Origin of the sequence: Paenirhodobacter sp., assembly GCF_047600745.1 — a bacterium.
GTDB lineage: Bacteria > Pseudomonadota > Alphaproteobacteria > Rhodobacterales > Rhodobacteraceae > Rhodobacter.
Genome location: NZ_JASGKI010000004.1, coordinates 72,791 through 94,483, shown reverse-complemented (window position 1 = coordinate 94,483; position 21,693 = coordinate 72,791). Strand labels below are relative to the sequence as shown.

Below are 21,693 nucleotides of genomic sequence, written 5' to 3'. Positions count from 1 at the left end.
CGCCAGCATCCCTCCCCTATCTTGGCCGCAACAGGAGAGACAGCATGGCACCCCTCGAATTCGGCCTCGATACCTTCGGCGACATCACCCGCGACGAGAGCGGGTTGCGCACCGGCGCGCAGGTCATCCGCGACACGCTGGAGGAAGGCATCCTCGCCGATCAGGTGGGGGTGGATTATTTCGGCCTTGGCGAACACCACCGCCCGGATTTCGCGATTTCGGCGCCGGAGCCGCTGCTCGGCGCGCTGCTGGCGCGGACGGGGCGGATCAAGGGCGGGACGTCGGTCACGGTGCTGTCCTCCGACGATCCGATCCGGCTGTTCCAGCGGTTCTCCACGCTGAACGCCATCGCACCTGGGCGGGCGGAACTCACCATCGGCCGGGGATCGTTCACCGAGAGCTTCCCGCTGTTCGGCTATGACATGGCCGATTACGAGGATCTGTTCCGCGAGAAATCGAACCTGCTGCACCGGCTGCTGACCGAGGAAAAGGTCAGCTTCGAGGGCCGCTTCACCCCGAAGCTGTCGGGCGTCACGGTCTGGCCCCGCCCCGAAGCGCCGATCACCGTCTGGCGCGGCGTGGGCGGCAGCCCGCAATCGGTGGTCGAGGCGGCGGCGGCGGGGATGCCGCTGATGCTGGCGATCATCGGTGGCGATCCGGCGCGGTTCGCGCCCTTCGTGGACCTGTACCGGCGCACACATGCGCAGATCGGTACGCCGGTCCTGCCGGTGGGGGTGCATTCGCTGGGCCATATCGCCCCGACCGATGCCGAGGCGCGCGAGGAGTTCTTCGAGGGCTACCGGAAGATGCACGAGAATATCGGGCGCACGCGCGGCTGGAGCCGCCTGACCCGGGAGGCCTATGAAGCCGAGATCACGCATGGCGCGCTCCATATCGGCTCCCCCGAAACCGTGGCGCGCAAGATCGCGAAGACGGTGAAGGCCCTGGGCCTGTCGCGGTTCACGATGAAATATCACACCGGCGCGCAGGACTACCGCAGCAACCTGCGCAACATCGAGCTTTACGGCACGCAGGTGATCCCACGCGTGCGTGCGCTGCTCGCCGGGTGATCACACCGCGATATTGTCGATCAGCCGCACGTCGCCCAGCCAGGCCGCCGCCAGCATCCGCACGGGTTCGGACAGGTCCGAGACCGGGCGCAGATCGTCGGCGCCGCGCAGCTCCAGATAATCGATGCTGCGGTAACCGCCCCGAAGGATGCGCTCCCGCGCGGCGGCCATTGTGGGGGCGATCTCGGCCCCGCTCCGGATCGCCTGCGCCGCCGCCTGCATTTCGCGCCACAGCACCGGGGCGATGCGGCGTTCGTCGGTGCTGAGCCGGACATTGCGCGAGGACATCGCCAGCCCGTCCTCTTCGCGCACCGTCGGACAGCCGATCACCCGCACCGGGATGTTCAGGTCCAGCGTCAGCCGCCGCACCACCTGCAACTGCTGCCAGTCCTTTTCGCCAAAGAACGCCCGCCCTGCCTGCGTCATGCCGAAGAGCTTCGCCACCACCGTCGCCATGCCGTCGAAATGGCCGGGGCGGAAGGCGCCCTCCAGCGGCGCGGACACGCCCGAGACGCTGACACAGGTGCAGAAGCCATCGGGGTAGACCTCCTCGACGCCCGGGGCGAAGAGCACATCCACCCCCGCCGCCTCCAGCAGCGCCAGATCGCGGGCTTCGTCGCGCGGGTATTTCTTCAGGTCGTCCGGATTGTTGAACTGCATCGGGTTGACGAAGATCGTCACGATCACCCGGTCCGAATGGCGCCTCGCCTCGCGGATCAGGCTGAGGTGGCCGTCATGCAGCGCGCCCATCGTCGGCACCACGCCGACGAGGATGCCCGAACGCTTCCATCCCGCCACCTTGTCGCGCAGCTGGGCCGCGGCCCGGATTACCTGTGTCATGTCGTCTCCCCGTCCCTCGGGCGTCCCTTATCCCCCCGGCGGCGGCGGTGTAAAGATTTTGCTGCGGTGCAGTAACCGCAAATCCCTTGATCCGCGCCGCATTCGCGGGAAACATGCGGTCGCAACGCTAGGAGGTCCGATGTCCCGCCGCCTGTTTCCGCTCACTGCCGCCTGCGCCCTCTGGGCCTCGGCCGCGCTGGCCGCCCCCGATTCCGTGACGCTCGGCATGGTGCTGGAGCCGCCGAACCTGGACCCGACGGCGGGCGCCGCCGCCGCGATCGACGAGGTGGTCTATGCCAATGTCTTCGAGGGGCTGACCCGGTTCGGCGCGGATGGCGCGATCCTGCCCGCGCTCGCGCGCAGTTGGGACGTGTCGGAGGATGGCGCGGCCTATACCTTTCATCTGGCGCCGGGCGTGACCTTCCACGATGGCACGACCTTTGACGCGGAGGATGTGAAATTCAGCCTCGACCGCGCCCGGGCCGAGAACAGCGCGAATGCCCAGAAGGCCCTGTTCGCGGGGATCAAGGCGGTCGAGGTGATCGACCCGCTGACGGTGAAGGTCACGCTGGCGGCGCCCGACGGGGCCTTTCCGTTCAAGATGGCCTGGGGCGATGCGGTGATCGTCGCGCCCGAATCGGTTGCGGCGCTGGCAACGCATCCGGTGGGCACCGGCCCGTTCCGCTTTGCCGAATGGGCGCGGGGGGATCATGTCACGCTGACCGCCTGGCCCGGCTACTGGGGCGCGAAACCCGCGCTGCATTCCGCGACGTTCCGCTTCATTTCGGACCCGACGGCGGCCTTTGCCGCGGTGATGGCGGGGGATGTCGATGCCTTCCCGAGCTATCCCGCGCCCGAAACGCTGGCACAGTTCGAGGCCGATCCGCGCTTCAAGGTGATGGTCGGCACGACCGAGGGCGAGACCCTTCTTGCGATGAACAACCGCAAGCTGACCGATGTCCGCGTGCGCGAGGCCATCGCCCACGCGCTCAACCGGCAGGAAATCATCGACGGCGCGATGTATGGTTACGGCACGCCGATCGGCACCCATTTCGCGCCGCATCATCCGGATTACATCGACCTGACCGCGCTCTCCGCCTATGATCCGGAGAAGGCGAAGGCGCTGCTGGCGGAGGCCGGGGTGACGGACCTGACCCTGCGCCTCGCGCTGCCGCCGCCGGTCTATGCCCGCCGGGGCGGCGAGATCGTGGCCGCGCAACTGGCCGCCGTGGGGATCCGGACGGAAATCACCAATGTCGAATGGGCGCAGTGGCTGGAACAGGTGTTCAAGAACCACGACTTCGACCTGACGATCATCAGCCATACCGAGCCCTTCGACATAGATATATACGCCCGGCCGGAATATTATTTCGGCTACGGCAAGCCGGAATTCGTGACGCTGATGTCCGAACTCGACCGCGCGACCGATCCGGCGCAACGTTCGGCCCTGACGAAGCAGGCCGAAGAGATGATCGCGCAGGATTACGTCAACGCCTATCTGTTCCAGCTTGCGAAGACCGGCGTCGCCAATGCAAAGCTGGAAGGGCTCTGGCTGAACGCGCCGACCCCCGCGAATGACCTGACCGCCGTGCATTGGAGCGAATGATGCTGATCGAATCCCTGACGACCGAGGGCATCACGCCCGAAACCAGCCGCCCGGAACATGTGGTGGAGGGCGATCCGGTCCATACCACCTGGAACCTCGACGACGACCGGGGCCTGTTCTGCGGCATCTGGCAGTCCACCCCCGGCGCCTGGCGCGCGACCTATGCCGAATGGGAATATATCCACGTCCACCACGGCCATGCGGTTCTTGAGGGCGACGACGGCACCCGCACCGCGATCGGCCCGGGGGATTCCCTCGTCCTGCGCCCCGGCTGGAGCGGGATCTGGCGGGTGAGCGAAACGCTGCGGAAGGATTACGTCATCCTGCTGCGCTGACAAACGCCCCCGGAGAGAACGCACTGAAGAAGAGATGGGCGGCGTCCCCGGAGAGGCCGTCACATCCGAAGCACCGCCGCCCCCAAGAAGAGCCACATGCGCGGAAACGCGACCCTTGGCATGAGCGTCATATGCGCGCTGAAAAGCCCCGCCTCGGGCAAGGTGACCCCTTGGGCGAACTCCTTGGAGAGCCAGGCGCCCCGGGTGGCCTCAGTTCGGCCCCGCCAACAACCGTTCGCGCTCTTCGGCCGAGGCGACGGCGGCGGCGTGCTGTTGTGCCTCCAGCGTCGCCTGATCGGTGATCAGACCGGCCTCATAGGCTTTCCGGTCGGCCTCGATCGCCTTGGTATCGCTGGCGGGCACCACATAGCCGGTGTGCAGTTCGACCATCGGGCCTTCCAGTTCCAGGCTTTCGGCATAGCTGCGGACATGCACGGGCGTGTTGACCGGCACTTCCTCATACATGTCGATGATGTCCTGATTGAACAGCCGGATGCAGCCCGCCGAGGTGGCCTTGCCGATCGAACCCGGGTCCATCGTGCCGTGGATCCGATAATAGGTATCGCGGTTGCCCTGATACAGGTAAAGCGCCCGCGCCCCCAGCGGATTGTCGAGCCCGCCCGGCAGCCCCTTCGACAGCGGGCCATACAGATCCGGGTCGTCCTTGATCATGTTCGCCGTCGGCGTCCAGTTCGGATATTCGCGCTTGCGCCGGATCACCGCATCACCGGCAAAGCCCTTGCCCGCCTTGCCCACGGCGACGCCCATCCGCATCGCCTTGCCCGGCTCGACGACGTGATACAGCACCCGCGCATAGGGATCGACGACGATCGTGCCCGGCTCCTCGGGGCCATTGTAATGCACCCATTGCCGCTTGTTGCGCGCGGTCAGATAGGCCGGGTTCACCGTCGGGATCTCATGCACGCCGTCCTGGCGGGCGTGGTATTCCGGCGGCACCGAGGAAACGGACGTCTTGCCGCCACAGGCCGACAGCGCCATCAGCGCCAGCCCCGCCGCCAGAAGCGCGCCATGACGAAACGGATTGACTGCCACCATGACACCTGTCCCACAATTCCCGGATGGGCGCAGGTCTCTCCGCCCCGGCGCCCAAGGTCAAGACCCCGAGAACGTAAAAGGCCCGGGGTGTGTTCCCCGGGCCGCGTTCACTCGACTTTGCCGATCGACAGGAACAGCGTCTCGCCCGAACTGTCATCCACGCCGTCGTTGTCGGTGACGATCCAGCCGGTGCCGTCGCGGTCGATGGCCAGCCCCTCAACCTTGTCCACGACATAGCCGCCGTTGCGCTTCAGGTCGGGGATCAGGTCGCGCACCTCTTCCTTCGCCACCACCGGCAAGTCACCGCCCAGCTTCGCGGGCTTCAGGTCGGAAAGCTTCACGCGGAAGATCTTTTTCACCACCGCCCTGTCGCCGATCAGGTTGTCGCGCTCCAGCACATAGGCATGGTCGCCATGCACGGTGATTTCCGACAGGCCCATCCAGCCGTCGCCCTTCGGCTCCAGCGGATAGTGGACGGCACCCCATTCCTTCGTTTTAGTGTCATAGGCGACCAGCTTGGTCAGCCCCTTCGGGTCGTCCTTCCATTCACGCTGCTGCGCCATCCACAGCGTATCGCCGACCTTCGCGATGCCCTCGAAACCAAACCGCGTCTGCGCGCGCAGAAGCGCGTCGGGCAGGCCGATCTGCTCCTTGATCGCGCCCTTCGCATCGACGTGCACGATGCCATGCGGGACCATTTTCTCGCCATTGCCCTCGGTCGCGATCCAGAAGCCGCCCTTGCCGTCCAGCGTGATGCCTTCCATGTCCATCAACTGCGCCGGGGCGCCGTTGCGGGTGACGGTCAGCGCCCCGGTGATCCGGGCGGGGTGCTGCGTGGCGTCGATGGTGAAAATCCGGGGCTGCGCGGCATAGACGCTATCCGAAACCGCGTAGAAGATACCCGGCTTTTCCGGATCCGCCGCCAGCCCCGAGAGCGCGCCCCAGCCGATCAGATCCTCCGTCCCGACCGAGGTCAGCGTCGGATAGAACGCCGGGCCTTCGCCGCGCTGGTAGATCATCACATGCGACCGCGCGGCGCCGTCTTCGCCCAGATCGGTCTCATTCGCCGAAACCAGCAGGCCCCGCGCCGGGATGACGGCATAGCCCTCCGGCCCAATCCCCGAGGGCAGCAGTTGCAACAGCTTCGGCGCCGCCGGATCGGCCACGTCATAGACCCCCACGACCGAGCCGCGTTCGGAGCCGACGAACAGCAGCTTCTGCCCGCCGAAATCGCCGAAGGTGACCGATTCGGGCTCGACGCCCTTCTTGTTCGCGCGGCCTTCGGGGAAATGGCCGATTTCGGCGATCGCGCGTTCAAAGCTGTTGCCCGCGTCGTAGACCAGCGTGCCGTCCTTGCGGAAAATGCTCCAGCCCCGGGTGCCGCCGTTCCAGTCGCCTTCGTTGGCGGTGGCGAAATGGTCGCCGTCGATCCAGGCCACCGCATCGGGTTCGCGCGGGATGTCCGCGATCTTGCCGGTGAAGTCGAGCCTGCCGTCCTTCTTCGTGTCGATCCCCTCGACGCTCGCGGTGCCCGCGCTGAAATGGCTGATCTTGCCCGTGGCATCGACCACGACCATCTCGTTGTTTTCCTGAAGCATCAGGGCGATTTCGCCCTGTTCGTTGATCGAGACGAATTCGGGCTCCGGATCCTCGGGCGCGATAGCGGCAAGGCCGGTCAGGTCGATCCTTTGCAGTGCGGCGCAATCCGGCAGGCCGTTTTTCACCGGCAGTTTCACCAGATAGCCCGCCGGCATCTGCGGCAGCGCGCCATCATTGAGGGATTCGTCGCGCTCGTTCTCGATCGCGATGGCGACGAAGCTGCCGTCCTTCGCCCGCGCGATGGAATCGGGCTGGCCGCTCAGGTCGCAGGACGCGATTTCGGTTCTGGTCGCGATGTCGACGATGGCCAGCCGCCCCGAGGGATTCGTGTAGCTTTCCGAGGTATTGACCGCGACCAGCGCATTCGGCCCGATCACCGTGACCGAGGTCGGCTCGCCCTTCATCTCGACCTCGCCCAGCCCCTTCGGCGCCTTCGGATCGGTGATGTCGATCAGTCCGATCACCTTGGCCAGGCTGTCGGAATAGACCAGCGTCATGCCGTCTTCGGTCGCGGCGATGATCTCCGCCGAGGTCGGCGCGTCCTTGCGTCCGGCGGGCGCGTTATCCGCCACGGCAAAGGCCGCCACGCGGTTGAAACTCATCTCCGCCAGCGCGGGCAGCGCGGTCGTCAGGGCCAGCAGGCCACCGATCGTCAGTCGCAGGATCATCGGAAAACTCCAGAAAGTTGTCCGCCCGGCGATGCCCCAGCCGGATGACAGCCCGGCGACAATCATGTGTCGGTTCGGTGAACCTTGCCGAATCGGAGCGGCGTAAACCCCTTGTTAACCTTGTGCTGCAACAAGGATAGGGCGAACGAGGCGAAGAGGATGAGGGCAGATTGTTTTCTTATCGCACCCCCTTCACCCCACCCACCACGGAAGAGGATGAACTGTCCGTTCTTCGTCTCGTTCGTTCCCGCCGCGTCGGTGCCACGACCTTCCACCGGCTGATCGGCGAATATGGCAGCGCGGCGGCGGCCCTGCGCGCCCTGCCGGAAATCGCCCGTGCTTCGGGCGTGAAGGATTACCAGACCTGTCCCGAAGGGGTCGCGCGGGCGGAGCTTGCCGCCGGGCGGCGGGCCGGGGCGCGGCTTGTCGTTCATGGTGGCGCGGATTACCCCGAACCGCTTCTGGCCTTTGCGGATGCGCCGCCGGTGCTGTGGACATTGGGGCGGCTAGACCTGCTGCAACGGCCGATGATCGCCATCGTGGGCGCGCGCAGCGCCTCGTCGCTCGGGCTGCGGATGGCGCGGCGGCTGGCGGCGGATCTGTCAGCGGCGGGGGTCGTCGTGGTCTCGGGCCTCGCGCGCGGGATCGACGCGGTGGCGCACGAAGCCGCGCTCGACGGCGGCACCATCGGGGTGCAGGCGGGCGGCATCGACGTGATCTATCCCGCCGAGAACGCCGATCTGAGCGAGAAAATGGCATTCCGGGGCCTGCGCCTGGCCGAACTGCCCCCCGGCGCCGCGCCGCAGGCCCGCCATTTTCCGCAGCGCAACCGCATCATCGCCGGGTTGTGCCGCGCCACGGTGGTGGTGGAGGCTGCGGCCCGCTCGGGCAGCCTGCTGACGGCGCGGATGGCGCTCGATTACGGGCGCGAGGTGCTGGCCGTTCCGGGCCATCCGCTGGACGCGCGGGCGGCGGGGTGCAACCTGCTGATCCGCGATGGCGCGACACTGATCCGCGGTATCGACGATATTCTCGACGCGCTCGGGATGGAGGCCGCCACCCCTGACGCGCCCGCAACCGTGGACACCGCTCATCCGGTGAGATCACGCGCCCCCGCCGAAACGCCCCCCGTGGGGGATCTGTCCACGCAGCTGCTGGCGGCCCTCGGCCCCAGCCCGACATCCGAAGACGACCTGATCGCCACATTGGGGACCGATGCCGCCGCCTTCGCCCGCACCCTGCTCCTGCTGGAGATGGAGGGCGCCGTGACCCGCCATCCCGGCGGCTACGTCAGCCGCCCGTAAGGGAACACCCGTTCACGATCCGATCACCGCCCCCCGCCCCATCATTGACATTTCGGTCGAGAAGCCCACATCTTCCGCCCCCGTAGCTGAATTACGCATTTCAAGAGGAAGTCATGGCCGTCGTCGTCGTCGAATCCCCCGCCAAGGCCAAGACAATCAACAAATATCTTGGATCCGACTATACGGTTCTGGCGTCTTTCGGCCATGTCCGCGACCTGCCGCCAAAGGATGGCTCCGTCGATCCGGACGACGATTTCGCGATGAAATGGGAGGTCTCTCCCGAATTCGAAAAAGCACATCAAGGCGATCACCGATGCGCTGGCCTCGGATGACGAACTGATCCTCGCCACCGACCCCGACCGCGAGGGGGAGGCGATTTCGTGGCACCTGGAACAGGCGCTGGCCCCGAAGCTGAAGGCGAAGAAAGTGTCGCGCGTGACCTTCAACGCGATCACCAAGGCCGCGATCACCGAGGCGATGAAGGCCCCGCGCCAGGTCGACAAGCCGCTGGTGGAGGCCTATCTGGCGCGTCGGGCGCTCGACTATCTGGTGGGGTTCAACCTGTCGCCGGTGCTGTGGCGCAAGCTGCCGGGCGCGCGCTCGGCGGGCCGGGTGCAATCCGTCTGCCTGCGGTTGATCGTCGAGCGGGAGATGGAGATCGAAGCGTTCCGCGCCCGCGAATACTGGAGCGTGACCGCCGTCCTGACCACCCCGCGCGGGCAGGAGTTCACCGCGCGGCTGACGGTTCTGGGCGGCAGGAAGCTCGACAAGTTCGATCTGTCGAACGAAACCGATGCCGAACTGGCGGTGCAGGCGGTGACCTCGCGCGATCTGGCGGTGAAGTCGGTCGAGGCGAAACCCGCAACGCGCAACCCCTACCCGCCCTTCATGACCTCGACCCTGCAACAGGAGGCGAGCCGCAAGTTCGGCATGGGCGCCAAGGCCTGCATGCAGGCGGCGCAGCGGCTCTACGAGGCGGGCTATATCACCTATATGCGGACCGACGGCATCGACATGGCGCCCGAGGCGGTGATGGCCGCGCGCGCAGAGATCCAGCGCCGCTTCGGCGAGAAATATGTGCCGAACAGCCCGCGCATGTACAAGAACAAGGCGAAGAACGCGCAGGAAGCCCACGAATGTATCCGGCCCACGGACATGAGCCTCGACCCCGGCAAGCTGAAGGCCGCGGATGACCAGACGAAGCTTTATGACCTGATCTGGAAGCGCACGCTGGCCAGCCAGATGGCCGCCGCGGTGATGGAGCGCACGACCGTCGATGTCGGCTCGCGCGATGGCGAGGTGGAGCTGCGCGCGACCGGGCAGGTGGTGACCTTCGACGGCTTCCTGAAGATCTACGATCAGGGCCGCGACGATGACGAGGGCGAAGACGGCGCGCGCCTGCCGCAGATCATGGCGGGGGAACCGGCGGCGAAGAAATCGGTCACGCCGGAGCAGCATTTCACCCAGCCGCCGCCGCGCTATACCGAAGCGACGCTGGTCAAGCGGATGGAGGAGCTCGGCATCGGCCGGCCCTCGACCTATGCCTCGATCCTGACGACGATCGTGGATCGCGGCTATGTGCGCAAGGACAAGAACCGGCTGATCCCCGAAGATACCGGGCGGCTGGTGACGGTGTTCCTGTCGAACTACTTCCGCCGCTATGTCGAATACGATTTCACCGCGGATCTCGAAGAGCAGCTTGACGATATTTCGGCGGGCGAGCGGGATTACAAGGACGTGCTGGCCCGGTTCTGGCGCGATTTCTCGGCGGCGATCGGGGAGACGTCGGAACTGCGGATCACCGAGGTTCTGGACAAGATCGACGAGGTGCTGTCGCCGCACCTCTACCCGCCCCGGCCCGACGGATCCGATCCCCGGATCTGCCCGGTCTGCCATCAGGGGCGGCTGCATCTGAAGACGGCGCGTTCGGGCGGGGCCTTCATCGGCTGCGGCAACTATCCGGAATGCCGCTATACGCGGCCGATCTCGGCGCCCGATGGCGAGGGTTCGGCGGCGCTCGAACGGCAAGGTTCTGGGGCAGGACGAGGGGCAGGACATCACGCTGCGCGTCGGTCGCTTCGGCCCCTATGTGCAGAAAGGCGAGGCCACCGCCGAGGCGCCGAAGCCGCCGCGCGCCTCGCTGCCGAAGGGCTGGTCGCCGGAAAGCATCGACCTTGAAAAGGCGTTGCAACTGCTCAGCCTGCCGCGCGAGATCGGCCCCCACCCCGAGGATGGCGAACTGGTCGAGGCGGGGATCGGCCGCTTCGGCCCCTATGTGAAGCACGGCAAGACCTATGCCAACCTGCCCGATGTCGAGGAAGTCTTCACCATCGGCATGAACCGGGCGATGGAGGTCATCGCGCAGAAGGCGGCGCGCGGGCCTGGGCGCGGCGCGGCGGCCAAGGCGCTGCGCAGTCTGGGCGAGCATCCCGAGGGTGGCGAGGTCGAGGTCATGCCCGGCCGCTATGGCCCCTATGTCAAATGGGGCAAGGTCAATGCCACGCTGACGAAGGAGCTGGACCCGGAGACGGTGACGCTGGAACAGGCGCTGCCGCTGATCGAGGCGAAGGCCACGAAGGGCGGCAAGAAGAAGGCCCCGGCGAAAAAAGCCGCTGCGCCGAAGGCGGCGGCTGCGAAGAAACCGGCGGCCAAAAAAACGGCGGAAAAGAAGCCCGCCGCGAAGAAGGCACCGAAGAAAGCCGCCTCCGGCTGAGGCGATTGACAGGCCCGCTCCGGTTCGCCACTAATTTCCGGACGAAACCGGGAGGGTTCAATGACGAAGGTGTATGGCTCGGCGAAGGAAGCCCTGGAGGGGCTTCTGTTCGACGGGATGACGATGGCTGCGGGCGGATTCGGGCTCTGCGGCATTCCGGAACTGCTGATCGACGCGGTGGTGGAAAGCGGGGTCAGGGATCTGACCATCGCCTCGAACAACTGCGGGGTGGACGGGTTCGGGCTGGGCAAGCTGCTCGACACCCGGCAGATCCGCAAGATGATCTCCTCCTACGTCGGCGAGAACGCGGAATTCATGCGGCAATATCTGTCGGGCGAGTTGGAGCTTGAGTTCAACCCGCAGGGCACGCTGGCCGAGCGGATGCGCGCGGGCGGCGCCGGGATCCCGGGGTTCTACACCAAGACCGGCGTCGGCACGGTGGTGGCCGATGGCAAGGAACTCAAGGATTTCGACGGCGAGACCTATGTGCTGGAACGCGGGATCGTCGCCGATGTGTCCATCGTCAAGGCGTGGAAGGCCGACGAAACCGGCAATGCCGTCTTCCGCAAGACCGCGCGCAACTTCAACCCGCCCGCGGCGATGTGCGGCAGGATCTGCGTGATGGAGGTGGAGGAGATCGTCCCCACCGGCAGCCTCGACCCGGACCACATCCACCTGCCGGGGATCTATGTCCACCGGCTGATCCAGGGCACGCATGAAAAGCGGATCGAACAGCGCACGGTGCGCAAGCGCACGGAAGCCGCCACCGCCGCCGGACAAGGGGAGGAACTGTGATGGGCTGGGACCGCAACCAGATGGCGGCGCGCGCGGCGCAGGAGCTTGAGAACGGCACCTATGTGAACCTCGGGATCGGCATCCCGACGCTGGTGCCGAACTTCATTCCCGAGGGCGTGACGGTCACGCTGCAATCCGAAAACGGCATGCTCGGCATGGGCCCCTTCCCGTTCGAGGGCGAAGAGGATCCGGACCTGATCAACGCCGGCAAGCAGACCATCACCGAACTGCCGAACACCGCCTATTTCGACAGCGCGACCAGCTTCGGCATGATCCGGGGCGGCAAGATCGCGATGGCGATCCTCGGCGCGATGGAAGTGGCGGAGAACGGCGACCTCGCGAACTGGATGATCCCGGGGAAGCTGGTCAAGGGCATGGGCGGGGCGATGGACCTCGTGGCCGGGGTGAAGCGCGTGGTGGTGGTGATGGACCACACCAACAAGCATGGCGAATCGAAGGTGCTGAAGGGATGCACCCTGCCGTTGACCGGCAAGGGCGTGGTGGACCGGATCATCTCCAACCTCGGTGTGCTGGACGTGGTGCCGGGCGGGCTGAAGATCGTCGAACTCGCCGAGGGGGTGAGCGAGGCGGAGCTGCGCGCCGCGACCGAGGCGACGATCGTCGGCTAGATCCGCCCGGCGAAGACGCAGCCCTCGGTGACCTGTTCGGGCGGGCTTTCACAGAGCCCGCGCGCCACCTGCCAGGCGGCCAGAACCCGGGGCACATAGTCCCGGGTTTCCGTATAGGGCGGCACGCCGCCGTTGCGCTTCACCGCGCCCTCGCCCGCATTATAGGCCGCGAGCACCATCAGCGGATCGCGGTCGAATTCCTTCATCAGCCAGTCCAGATAGGCCACCCCGCCGCGGATGTTCTTCGCCGGATCGGTGCTGTCGTTCACGTTGAAGCGCGTCGCCGTCGCCGGGATCAGCTGCATCAACCCGACCGCCCCCGCGCGCGACACCGCATCCGCCCGCCCCGCCGAATTCGGTCGAGATCACCGCCAGCACCAGTGCAGGGGAGACCTCGGTCCCATTCGTCGCGGCTTGGATGTCGCGGCCATGGCGTAGCGCAATTTCCTGCATATGCGTCCGCTTCGGCCCGCGCACCGCCTGCCCGCGCGGCCCGGAGGCCAGCGCCTCGATCGCCTGCCGGAACCGCCCGTCGCGCTGCGCGAGCGCGGGCGACACCCGGTCCCAGAACCAGGCATAGGAGGCCGAAGGCGCCGCCCCGGGAATGGCCCTGCCACCCGCGCGCCGCACCGCGGGCGTCCTGACAAGCGCGGTCGTACGGATTTCGGGGCCGAGCTGGATCGTGCGCATGTTCGGCAATTCGGCCGACATAACCGGCAGGGGCCTGAAATACCGGACCGTCGGCGCGGGCTCCGCACAGACCGGCAAGGCCAGGATCGCCGCCGCCAGAAGCCCCTTCATCCACTGCACCATATCTCCCCCGGGTTTGCCGCACTGCCGGACCGAATAACGGGAAAACCCCCGCGCCACGGCCTCGTGATTCCGGTCCCTTGCGCCAAGATCCGCGCACCGGGTTAACACTTCGTCAAAAGGCCGGGAAGGCGCCCAAATCCCGCCACCTTCCAGCGGTCCTATGGCGCCAGGCCGCGCCGAACAGTGCCAGAGGAGATGCCCATGAACTTCTTCAAGCTCGTCCGCAGGATACGCGGCGAAGAAGGTGGCGTGGTGATCATCGACTGGGTGGTGCTGGCCGCTGTCCTCGTCGGACTGGGCGCGCTTGCCATGATCGTGTTCACCGGTGACACCTCCAGCCTGTCGGATAGATTCGGCGACGAACTCAAGACCGACATGAAGCCCGCTCCGGAAAGCTGAGCCAGCCTTTCGCGTGTCCACCCACGCGGAACGGCCGCCTCTCCGGGGCGGCCGCTTTCGTCAGGGGTCCGGTGGATCAGAGCGCAGCCTTCAGCGCGGCAACGAAATCGGACGGCATCAGCCCGGGCAGGAAATCGCGGATCGTGGCATGGACCTCGCGCCGGATCGGCGGCAGCCCAAGGTCGCGGTGCAGCGCATCCACCGCCGCTACGCCCTCGTCCAGCGGCGGATCGAACAGGATCAGCGCATGGGCCAGGGCCCGCCCCCCCGCGCGCCAGCGTTGCGCCGTGCCGACGATCTTGCGCCCGCCGACGCCCAGGTTGAAGCTGCCGTCGCAAAAGCTGTCGGGCGTCGCGCCGGGTTCCGCCCGGATCCCCCGCGCCGCCAGAACCCGCTGAATCGGCGCGCAAATCTCGCGATAGATGTCGCCGATGCTGTGCCCCTCCACGGCCAGGCACAGCGCGAGGTTGATCCCCCCCGGCCCCTGTGGCACCGCACCCCCACCCGACCCGCGCAGGATCAGCGGCCAGCCGCGCGCGGCGCTGGCGCTGGTGGCGGCCTCAAACCCCGCACGGTGGGACAGCGCCTGCGGCAGGACGATCGCCCGCGCCTGCGCCTCCCACAGCAGAACCCCGCCGACCGGCAACGCCAGTTCCGCCGCGATTCCCTCCGCCGCCGTTGGAAACCGGATCATCTAAAGCCGGATCGCCGAGATCAGCCGACCGTAATCCGCTTCGCCCAGATGGGTCGCGCGGCGGTAGGAATAGAATTTCGCCGGGTCGGAATAGGTGCAGCGACCGATCCATTCCGCCGCGCCTACACCCGCTTCGCGCAACCGGTGCAGGCCGAAGGATGGCAGGTCGAACATCGGCTTGCCTCCCGGCCCGCCCGCGAAGAACCGGCCATAGGCATCGTCTTCCATCAGGAAATTGTCCATGAACTCCTCGCCGACCTCATAGACCCGCTGCGAGATGCACGGCCCGATGATGGCGACGGTCTGCGCCCGCCGCGCACCCAACCCCTCCATCGCGTCAAGCGTCGCCTCCAGCACCCCGTTCAGCGCGCCCTTCCAACCGGCATGGGCGGCGCCGATCACCCCTGCTTCGCGGTCGGCGAACAGCACCGGCTGGCAATCCGCCGTCAGCACCGTCAGCAGCAACCCCGGCACCCTGGTAACCAGCGCATCGGCGGTGACGAGCGTTTCCGGCACGGATTCGATCACGGCGACATCGGCGGAATGGATCTGGTTCACCCCCACCATCGCCTCGGGCGCGACATCCATCGCCTCCGCCACGCGGGCGCGGTTCAGCGCCACCACCTCGCGCTGATCCTGCGATCCGAAACCGCAGTTCAGCCCCTGATAGATGCCGGAGGAGGCCCCACCGCGCCGGGTGAAGAAGCCGTGGGTCACCCCGGAGAGCAGTGGCGATTTCAGGATTTCAAGCGTGGTGGCCATTCTGGGACATATCTTCCGATGCGGGATCGAAGCCGGGCGGAAGCGGCGCCCGGCCCGGATAAATCGCGAGGGTCTGGAATAACTGACCCATTTCCTCGGGGTGGGTCAAGCGCCGATGCGCGGCAACATGCGTGGCAAGCCGCTCTCCGGCCAAACCGCGCGCAAGCGTCTGCGCCCGCGCGGTGATGCCGAGCCGTTCGAGCAGCACGCCCTGCGTGGTCATCGCGCTGACGGCGGCGCCTTCGGCACAGGCGGCGCGGGCCAGCGGCTCGAAGGCGACATGGGCGGTCAGATCGGCCTCTCCCGGCGCCGCGAAGGGGTCGCAGGGGGCATGCGCCTTCAGCGCCTGGAACGTATCGCCCAGCGAGCGCCAGTGGCCGTAATCGACAAACACCGCCGCGCCGCCATCCCGCGCGATCCGCCGCGCGACCTCGGCCACGATGCCGGGCGCGGTCGGACAGATTTCCACCACATCGCCGTCGCGGGTATCGCCCAGCCGGTCGTGCAGCACGGCCAGCGGCACTGGCGGCGCAAGGCCCGGGGTCAGGACGCCATCGGACAGGCCCACCTGCCGCTCGGCCCAGCCCGGCCCGCGCCGGACGAACTGCCGGATCGGCAGCGCGTCGAAGAATTCATTGGCGACCAGAAACAGCGGCCCCTCGGGCAGGTCGGCCACGGTGTCGAACCATTCCGCCCGGCCCACCGTCCGGCGCTGTTCGGCCCGCAGCACGGGCGAGGCCTCGACCAGACAGACCCGCGCGGCCTCGGCCATGCCGGGCACGGCCCTGATCGCGCGCAGCATGTCGGCCATCAGCGTGCCCCGCCCGGGGCCAAGCTCCGCCAGCACAAACGACGCCGGGCTGCCCTGATCGAGCCAGACCTGCCCCAGACACAGGCCCAGCATCTCGCCGAACATCTGGCTGATCTCCGGCGATGTCACGAAATCCCCGGCGCGGCCCAGCGGATCGCGGGTGGTGTAATAGCCATGGCCCGGATGCAGCAGGCATTCCATCATGTATTGGTCGAGCCGCATCGGCCCGTCGATGGCGATCCGCCGCGCGAGAATCTCGCCCAGGGCACTCATCGCCGCGCCGCCCAAAGCACAAGGGCCAGCCCCGCCAGAACCATCGGCACCGACAGGATCTGCCCCATCGTCAGGCCCCAATCACCGAATTGCAGCGCATAGCCCAGCGGATTGCCCGGCCCCTGAAACTGCGCGTCGGGCTGGCGGAACAGCTCGACAAAGGCCCGCGCGAGGCCGTAGCCCATCAGGAACACCCCGGTCAGCAGGCCCGGCCGCCGCAGCGCCCCCGCCGCCATCAGCGCCCATAGCAACACGCCCAGCACCAGCCCCTCCAGCCCCGCTTCGTAAAGCTGCGAGGGGTGGCGCGCGCAGATCCCATCCACCTGCCCCGCGATGCCGTGGCACATCTGCGCCATGTCACCCGGGAAGATCACCCCCCAAGGCACATCCGTCGGACGGCCCCAAAGCTCGGGCTTGATGAAATTCGCGATCCGCCCGAACAACAGGCCGATCGGCGCCACCAGCGCCACCGCATCCGCCACGCCAAGCGCGGACACGCCATGGCGGCGGCAGAACAGCAGCCCCGCCACCACAACGCCCAGAAAGCCGCCGTGGAAGGCCATGCCGCCCTCCCAGACCTTCACGATTTCAAGCGGATGGGACAGGTAATAGGCCGGTTCGTAGAACAGCACGAAGCCAAGCCGACCGCCCAGCACCACGCCCACCACCATCCAGGTCAGCAGATCCTCGACCAGTTTCGGCGCCATCGGCGCGGTGCCGCCCCATAGCGCAGGCCGCGCCATCAGCCGCATCACGATCTGCCAGCCAAGCACCAGCCCCGCGATATAGGCCAGCGCATACCAGCGGATCGGCAGGCCGATCCCCGGAATGACAAAGGCGTTCGGGCTGATCTCGGGAAAGGGAATGGCCAAGGGGGTCATCGGGGGCTCCGGCGCGGGATATGGGTGCAGGAAGCATTGCGCCCCGGTCAAGTCAACCTTGTCTGTATCGCGCCGCGCGGCCATATAGGGCAAAACCCCGTGACCGGAGAGGCAAACATGACCGCCCCCAACAAGTTCTTCGACGAAATGTCCAAGCTGATGACCAATGCCATGGGCGTCGCGCAGGGCGCCCGCACCGAGGCCGAGACCGCGATGAAGGGCTGGATGGACCGCTGGCTCGCCGAACGCGATTTTGTCACCCGCGAAGAATTCGACGCGGTGAAGGCGATGGCGCAGAAGGCGCGCGAGGAGAACGAGGCGCTGAAGGCGCGGCTCGACGCACTGGAGAAGACCGGGGCCTGAGATCCCGCGCGGCCGTTCCGTCTGCGGCCCGAGGGCATCCCAAGCCGTCTTCCCCCGTCGGCGCGAAAGCCGGATCACTCCACCGCGACGGTGCGCGCGAGCGTGCCGTCCGCGCGGTAGATCAGCACCTCGCCCGCCGTGGTCACCACCACCGTATGGCCGCGCGCAAAGGTCAGCGCCTCGACCCGCGCACCTTCGGGCAGGCGGATGACCTCGGGCAGCACGGGCAGCGGCGGCGCGGTGCGCAGCCGGGTGACAAGCAGCCCGACGATCGTTACAAGGCCAAGGATCATCGTGACGGCCAGCGCCGTGACGAGCATCTTGAGAAACCGCACCTCCGGCAGGGGGGCCGGATCGGAAGGCGTCATGTCGGGCATCGCGAACATCCTGCGTATCGAAATCGGGGAGCCCCCCGCCGACCGCCTTGATAAGGCCCTGGCGGCACTTGTGCCAGAGGAAGCGGCATTGTCGCGCTCGCGCCTTGCCCGGCTGATCTCCGAGGGCGCGGTGACCCGGGACGGGGTTGCGATCACGGATCAGAAGGCGCGCGTAACCGCCGGGGAAACCTACGAAATCGCGCTGGAGCCACCGCGCGCGGTGGAGACGGTGGCGCAGGACATCCCGCTGAGGGTAATCTGGGAAGATGCGGATCTGATCGTCATCGACAAACCGGCGGGGATGGTCGTCCACCCCGCGCCGGGGTCCGAGGACGGCACGCTGGTCAATGCGCTGCTGCATCATTTCGGCGGCAACCTGTCCGGCATCGGCGGCGAGGCCCGGCCCGGCATCGTCCACCGGATCGACAAGGACACCTCCGGCCTGCTGGTCGTCGCGAAATCCGACCGGGCGCATCACGGCCTGGCCGCGCAATTTGAACGGCATACTGTCCACCGGCATTATCTGGCGGTGGTCTATGGCGTGCCCTCCGCCGCCGATCCGCGCCTGCGGGGCGTGCGCGGGGTCAGCTTTGAACAGGGCGGCGTGCTGAAGATCACCTCGCAGCTTGCCCGCCACAAGACCGACCGCCAGCGACAGGCGGTGCTGTTCGACGGCGGGCGCCACGCTGTCACCCGCGCCCGGGTGGTCGAGGCGTTCGAGGCCGCCGCGCTGGTCGATTGCTGGCTGGAAACCGGCCGCACGCATCAGATCCGGGTCCATATGGCGCATGCCGGCCATGGGCTGATCGGCGATCCGGTCTATGGCGGCAAGCGCAAACTACCCGCGAAGATGCCGGGGACCGAGGCCGTCGCAGCCTTTTCCCGGCAGGCGCTGCATGCCGCCACGCTGGGCTTCCGCCATCCGGTGACGGGCGAGGATCTGAGCTTTTCCTCCCCCTTCCCGACGATCTTGATGCGCTTCTGGCGGCGCTGCGCGGTGGCGCGGAAAAGTAAACCGCGCCGTTCACTTTGGCGTCATCCCGGCTGGACAGGGAACGGAACCGGGGTCATGCTGCGTTGTATCGTCAAGCCCGACAACGGGCCTCTTGAACTCCGCCCCTGCCGCCCCCATCTGGGGCGGTCCGTCAGGGAGAAAGAAAGGGACATATGACCAGTTACGCCAACCTGCCAGCGCCGAGCCCCGAACAGGGCCTGAACCGCTACATGCAGGAAATCCGCAAGTTTCCGCTTCTGGAACCGGAAGAGGAATACATGCTGGCAAAACGCTGGGTCGATCATCAGGATCCGAAGGCGGCGCACAAGCTGGTGACCTCGCATCTGCGTCTGGCCGCGAAGATCGCGATGGGCTATCGCGGCTACGGCCTGCCGCAGGCCGAGGTGATCTCGGAGGCGAACGTCGGGCTGATGCAGGCGGTGAAGCGGTTCGACCCGGAAAAGGGCTTCCGTCTGGCCACCTATGCGATGTGGTGGATCCGCGCCGCGATTCAGGAATACATCCTGCGGTCGTGGTCGCTGGTGAAGCTGGGCACCACCTCGGCGCAGAAGAAGCTATTCTTCAACCTGCGCAAGGCCAAGGCCCGGATCGGCGCCTATGAGGACGGCGATCTGCGCCCCGATGCGGTGAAGCGGATCGCCCATGACCTCAACGTGACCGAGGACGAGGTTATCGCCATGAACCGGCGGTTGTCGGGGGGGATGCCTCGCTCAACGCGCAGGTCGGCTCCGCCGAGGGTGACAGCGCCACGCAATGGCAGGACTGGCTGGAGGACGAGGACGCCAATCAGGCCGAAGCCTATGCCGAGGCCGATGAGCTGGACGCCCGCCGCGCCATGCTGACCGCCGCGATGGATGTGCTGAACGAACGCGAGCGCGATATTCTGGTCGAACGCCGCCTGCGCGACGAGCCGGTGACGCTGGAGGAGCTCTCCAGCAAATACGACGTCTCGCGCGAGCGGATCCGGCAGATCGAGGTTCGTGCCTTCGAGAAACTGCAAAACCGGATGCGCGTTCTGGCAAAGGACAAGGGGATGGCGATCCCCGCCTGACCGATACAGCACGCGGTGGCCAACCACCGCGTGCTGTTGCGCCCAGGGGTGCAAGCCCCTGCCGATGACGCTGCGGCAAGTGGGTTCGCATCGCCCGCCGCCGGAGCCGTCGCGCGGAGGCTTATCCCCGATGACCCCGGTCGCTACATCGGTGCGCTCAGAAACACCGGGGTGCCATGGCCCCCAGCGGTAACACCCGCCCTTCGTGCGGACGAATGCCGTCAGTGCACGCCCCGCACAAAAGCGCGCGGGGAAACCCCCTCAATGATCCGCAGATTTCGCATGCCGGGGCGCGGTCATCAGCTTGCGCAGCCGTTCGGCATAGCGCCCCCGCTCCTCCGCGCTCATCGCGGAGAGGCGTTGCAGCATGACCTGCTCGCCCAGAAGCACGCGCCGATCCGCATTCGCGCGCATCTGCGCAAGCTGTCGGCGCACGGCGTCCTCGTCCCAGGGATCGGCCTCGACCGTGGCGATCAGGGCTTCCATATCCGCGCCGAAATCCTTCCGCATCTCCCGGATGTCCACCCCGGCCTTTGCTGCCTCCTGCCGCATCTGCGCCCGATCCTCGCGTGAGAAGGCCGCGCCAAGGGGGCCGAGCCGGAAGTCTACCGGCGGTTCGCGCCGCTCCATCCGCTCATGGCCCCAGAAGCCGCCCGCGACCACGCCCACAACCAGCAGGTTCACCGTCACCGAAGCCACCAGCGCCCATTTCTGCCACCCGCGTCCCATCATCCGTTCCTCACTCCCCCGCCAGGGCCAGAATGTCGCTTTCGTCCAGCACGGACACGGTTTCCTCGGCGGAGCCGACCGTGAGCCGCATCACCTGTTCGGACCCGACGAAGCCCAGCCACAGCCCCACCGCCGCGGCCGCCGCCATCCCGCCAAGCGCGCCCCACAACTCCCGGCCCCAAAGCACCCGAACCGTCCGGCGCGGCGCCGCCGCATCCAGGATCGCCCGCATCGCCGCCGGTGAGAGTTCGGGCGGCGCCTCGCGTGCCGCCGCGAAGAACGGTTCGAGCAGTGCATCCAGATCGCGTCCGTCAGTCATGACCATACCCCAGTTCTCCGCGCCGCCCCGACAGCAGCGCCGCCAGCCGCCGCTTGCCACGCGCCGTCAGGCTTTCCACGGCCTCGACCCCGGTTTCCATCGCCTCGGCGATCTCCGGGTTCGACATGCCCTCAAGATAACGCAGGACCACCGCCTGCCGCTGCCGCGCGGGCAGTTGCGCCAGCGCCAGCTCCAGTGCCCGCGCCCGATCCGTCTCGATCATCCGGTCGAGCGCCGAAAGGGCGTCATCCTCGACCTCCGGCGCCTCGTCCAGACCCACCCCCCGGCGGCGGCGCAGCCGGTCCGTCGCGAGATTGGTCACCACCCGGTAGAGCCAGGTCGAGACCTTCGCCTCGCCCGGGCGCCAGCCGGGCGCGATCTTCCACAGCCGCAGCATCGCCTCCTGCGCGACATCCTCGGCCTCGGCGCGGTCGTTCAGCATGCGCTGCGCCACACGGAAGGCCAGCGGCGCGAAACGCTCCGTCAGCAGGCGCGCCGCTCCCCGGTCCCCATTGCCATAGAGACCCAGCAGCGCTTCGTCCGAAACCGCATCGAATGCCAATGTCATGCCACCCGCACCAGCGTGAAAGA

The 21,693-nt window shown here is 67.3% G+C and carries 19 protein-coding genes and 4 pseudogenes; 11 read left to right on the top strand and 12 right to left on the bottom strand.

The features are described 5' to 3' along the window. Positions 1–44 precede the first annotated feature (44 nt). On the top strand, positions 45–1,070 hold the full coding sequence (locus QM789_RS09045) for an LLM class flavin-dependent oxidoreductase (protein ID WP_420351594.1): 1,026 nt from the start codon (positions 45–47) through the stop codon (positions 1,068–1,070). On the opposite strand, the gene panC is transcribed toward QM789_RS09045, so the two are convergent. Next, positions 1,071–1,910 carry a pantoate--beta-alanine ligase gene (gene panC / locus QM789_RS09040; RefSeq protein ID WP_420351593.1) on the bottom strand — a complete coding sequence of 280 codons (840 nt, stop codon included), beginning with the start codon at positions 1,908–1,910 and terminating at the stop codon, positions 1,071–1,073. It lies immediately after the preceding gene. Between the two features lie 139 nt (positions 1,911–2,049). On the opposite strand from panC, the gene QM789_RS09035 reads away from it, so the two are divergent. Together QM789_RS09035 and QM789_RS09030 are read left to right on the top strand one after the other, a co-directional pair. After that, positions 2,050–3,516, top strand: a complete 1,467-nt coding sequence (locus QM789_RS09035; protein WP_420351592.1) for an ABC transporter substrate-binding protein — start codon at positions 2,050–2,052, stop codon at positions 3,514–3,516. Further along, entirely contained in the window at positions 3,516–3,851 is a 336-nt protein-coding gene (locus QM789_RS09030) for a cupin domain-containing protein (RefSeq protein WP_420351591.1), read from the top strand. Before QM789_RS09035 ends, QM789_RS09030 begins: the two co-directional genes overlap by 1 nt. 210 nt (positions 3,852–4,061) lie before the next feature. Here the strand turns inward: QM789_RS09030 and QM789_RS09025 are convergent, their stop codons facing one another. Beyond that, entirely contained in the window at positions 4,062–4,907 is an 846-nt protein-coding gene (locus QM789_RS09025; protein WP_420351590.1) for a L,D-transpeptidase, read from the bottom strand. Positions 4,908–5,014: 107 nt separating this feature from the next. Further along, positions 5,015–7,174, bottom strand: coding sequence for an esterase-like activity of phytase family protein (locus QM789_RS09020; RefSeq protein ID WP_420351589.1), 2,160 nt, complete (start codon positions 7,172–7,174; stop codon positions 5,015–5,017). Between the two features lie 170 nt (positions 7,175–7,344). Here QM789_RS09020 and dprA point away from each other — a divergent pair, with 170 nt between their 5' ends. The 4 genes and pseudogenes from dprA to QM789_RS09000 all read left to right on the top strand — a co-directional run bounded on the left by dprA (position 7,345) and on the right by QM789_RS09000 (position 12,615). Next, positions 7,345–8,478 carry a DNA-processing protein DprA gene (gene dprA / locus QM789_RS09015; protein ID WP_420351588.1) on the top strand — a complete coding sequence of 378 codons (1,134 nt, stop codon included), beginning with the start codon at positions 7,345–7,347 and terminating at the stop codon, positions 8,476–8,478. Positions 8,479–8,591: 113 nt separating this feature from the next. Further along, positions 8,592–11,191: pseudogene (topA, locus tag QM789_RS09010) on the top strand (type I DNA topoisomerase). Between the two features lie 60 nt (positions 11,192–11,251). Further along, positions 11,252–11,986: a CoA transferase subunit A gene (locus QM789_RS09005; RefSeq protein WP_420351587.1), complete on the top strand. Its 735-nt coding sequence runs from the start codon at positions 11,252–11,254 to the stop codon at positions 11,984–11,986. After that, positions 11,986–12,615 (top strand): 3-oxoacid CoA-transferase subunit B, encoded by a 630-nt coding sequence (locus QM789_RS09000; protein WP_420351586.1) that lies wholly within the window; start codon positions 11,986–11,988, stop codon positions 12,613–12,615. Before QM789_RS09005 ends, QM789_RS09000 begins: the two co-directional genes overlap by 1 nt. Here QM789_RS09000 and QM789_RS08995 read toward each other — a convergent pair. Then, positions 12,612–13,416 (bottom strand): annotated as a pseudogene (locus QM789_RS08995) (lytic transglycosylase domain-containing protein). The gene QM789_RS09000 and the pseudogene QM789_RS08995 sit on opposite strands and share 4 nt — an antisense overlap. 213 nt (positions 13,417–13,629) lie before the next feature. Between QM789_RS08995 and QM789_RS08990 the strand changes: the two are divergent. Continuing rightward, positions 13,630–13,827, top strand: a complete 198-nt coding sequence (locus QM789_RS08990) for a hypothetical protein (protein WP_420351585.1) — start codon at positions 13,630–13,632, stop codon at positions 13,825–13,827. Between the two features lie 76 nt (positions 13,828–13,903). On the opposite strand, the gene QM789_RS08985 is transcribed toward QM789_RS08990, so the two are convergent. The 4 genes from QM789_RS08985 to lgt are packed head-to-tail and all read right to left on the bottom strand — an operon-like array spanning position 13,904 to position 17,248. Then, positions 13,904–14,521 carry a lipoate--protein ligase family protein gene (locus QM789_RS08985; RefSeq protein WP_420351584.1) on the bottom strand — a complete coding sequence of 206 codons (618 nt, stop codon included), beginning with the start codon at positions 14,519–14,521 and terminating at the stop codon, positions 13,904–13,906. After that, positions 14,522–15,283, bottom strand: a complete 762-nt coding sequence (gene pgeF / locus QM789_RS08980) for a peptidoglycan editing factor PgeF (protein WP_420351583.1) — start codon at positions 15,281–15,283, stop codon at positions 14,522–14,524. Then, a complete protein-coding gene (locus QM789_RS08975; RefSeq protein ID WP_420351582.1) occupies positions 15,267–16,367 on the bottom strand; it encodes a class I SAM-dependent methyltransferase in 1,101 nt (366 codons plus the stop codon). The genes pgeF and QM789_RS08975 overlap by 17 nt, the downstream gene beginning before the upstream one ends. Further along, a complete protein-coding gene (gene lgt / locus QM789_RS08970) occupies positions 16,364–17,248 on the bottom strand; it encodes a prolipoprotein diacylglyceryl transferase (RefSeq protein ID WP_420351581.1) in 885 nt (294 codons plus the stop codon). The genes QM789_RS08975 and lgt overlap by 4 nt, the downstream gene beginning before the upstream one ends. A 117-nt stretch (positions 17,249–17,365) precedes the next feature. Here lgt and QM789_RS08965 point away from each other — a divergent pair, with 117 nt between their 5' ends. After that, positions 17,366–17,611, top strand: a complete 246-nt coding sequence (locus tag QM789_RS08965; RefSeq protein WP_420351580.1) for an accessory factor UbiK family protein — start codon at positions 17,366–17,368, stop codon at positions 17,609–17,611. A 74-nt stretch (positions 17,612–17,685) separates the two neighbouring features. On the opposite strand, the gene QM789_RS08960 is transcribed toward QM789_RS08965, so the two are convergent. Then, positions 17,686–17,988 carry a DUF6476 family protein gene (locus tag QM789_RS08960; RefSeq protein ID WP_420351579.1) on the bottom strand — a complete coding sequence of 101 codons (303 nt, stop codon included), beginning with the start codon at positions 17,986–17,988 and terminating at the stop codon, positions 17,686–17,688. On the opposite strand from QM789_RS08960, the pseudogene QM789_RS08955 reads away from it, so the two are divergent. Continuing rightward, positions 17,978–19,002 (top strand): annotated as a pseudogene (locus QM789_RS08955) (RluA family pseudouridine synthase). The gene QM789_RS08960 and the pseudogene QM789_RS08955 sit on opposite strands and share 11 nt — an antisense overlap. A gap of 153 nt (positions 19,003–19,155) precedes the next feature. Next, positions 19,156–20,054, top strand: a pseudogene (gene rpoH, locus QM789_RS08950) (RNA polymerase sigma factor RpoH). A 261-nt stretch (positions 20,055–20,315) separates the two neighbouring features. Here rpoH and QM789_RS08945 read toward each other — a convergent pair. Genes QM789_RS08945 through QM789_RS08935 form a run of 3 tightly spaced genes read right to left on the bottom strand, consistent with a single transcriptional unit; the run spans position 20,316 to position 21,670 of the window. Then, positions 20,316–20,783, bottom strand: a complete 468-nt coding sequence (locus QM789_RS08945) for a periplasmic heavy metal sensor (protein WP_420351578.1) — start codon at positions 20,781–20,783, stop codon at positions 20,316–20,318. Positions 20,784–20,793: 10 nt separating this feature from the next. After that, positions 20,794–21,102 (bottom strand): hypothetical protein, encoded by a 309-nt coding sequence (locus QM789_RS08940; RefSeq protein ID WP_420351577.1) that lies wholly within the window; start codon positions 21,100–21,102, stop codon positions 20,794–20,796. After that, positions 21,095–21,670, bottom strand: coding sequence for an RNA polymerase sigma factor (locus QM789_RS08935; protein WP_420351576.1), 576 nt, complete (start codon positions 21,668–21,670; stop codon positions 21,095–21,097). The genes QM789_RS08940 and QM789_RS08935 overlap by 8 nt, the downstream gene beginning before the upstream one ends. Positions 21,671–21,693: the final 23 nt, after the last annotated feature.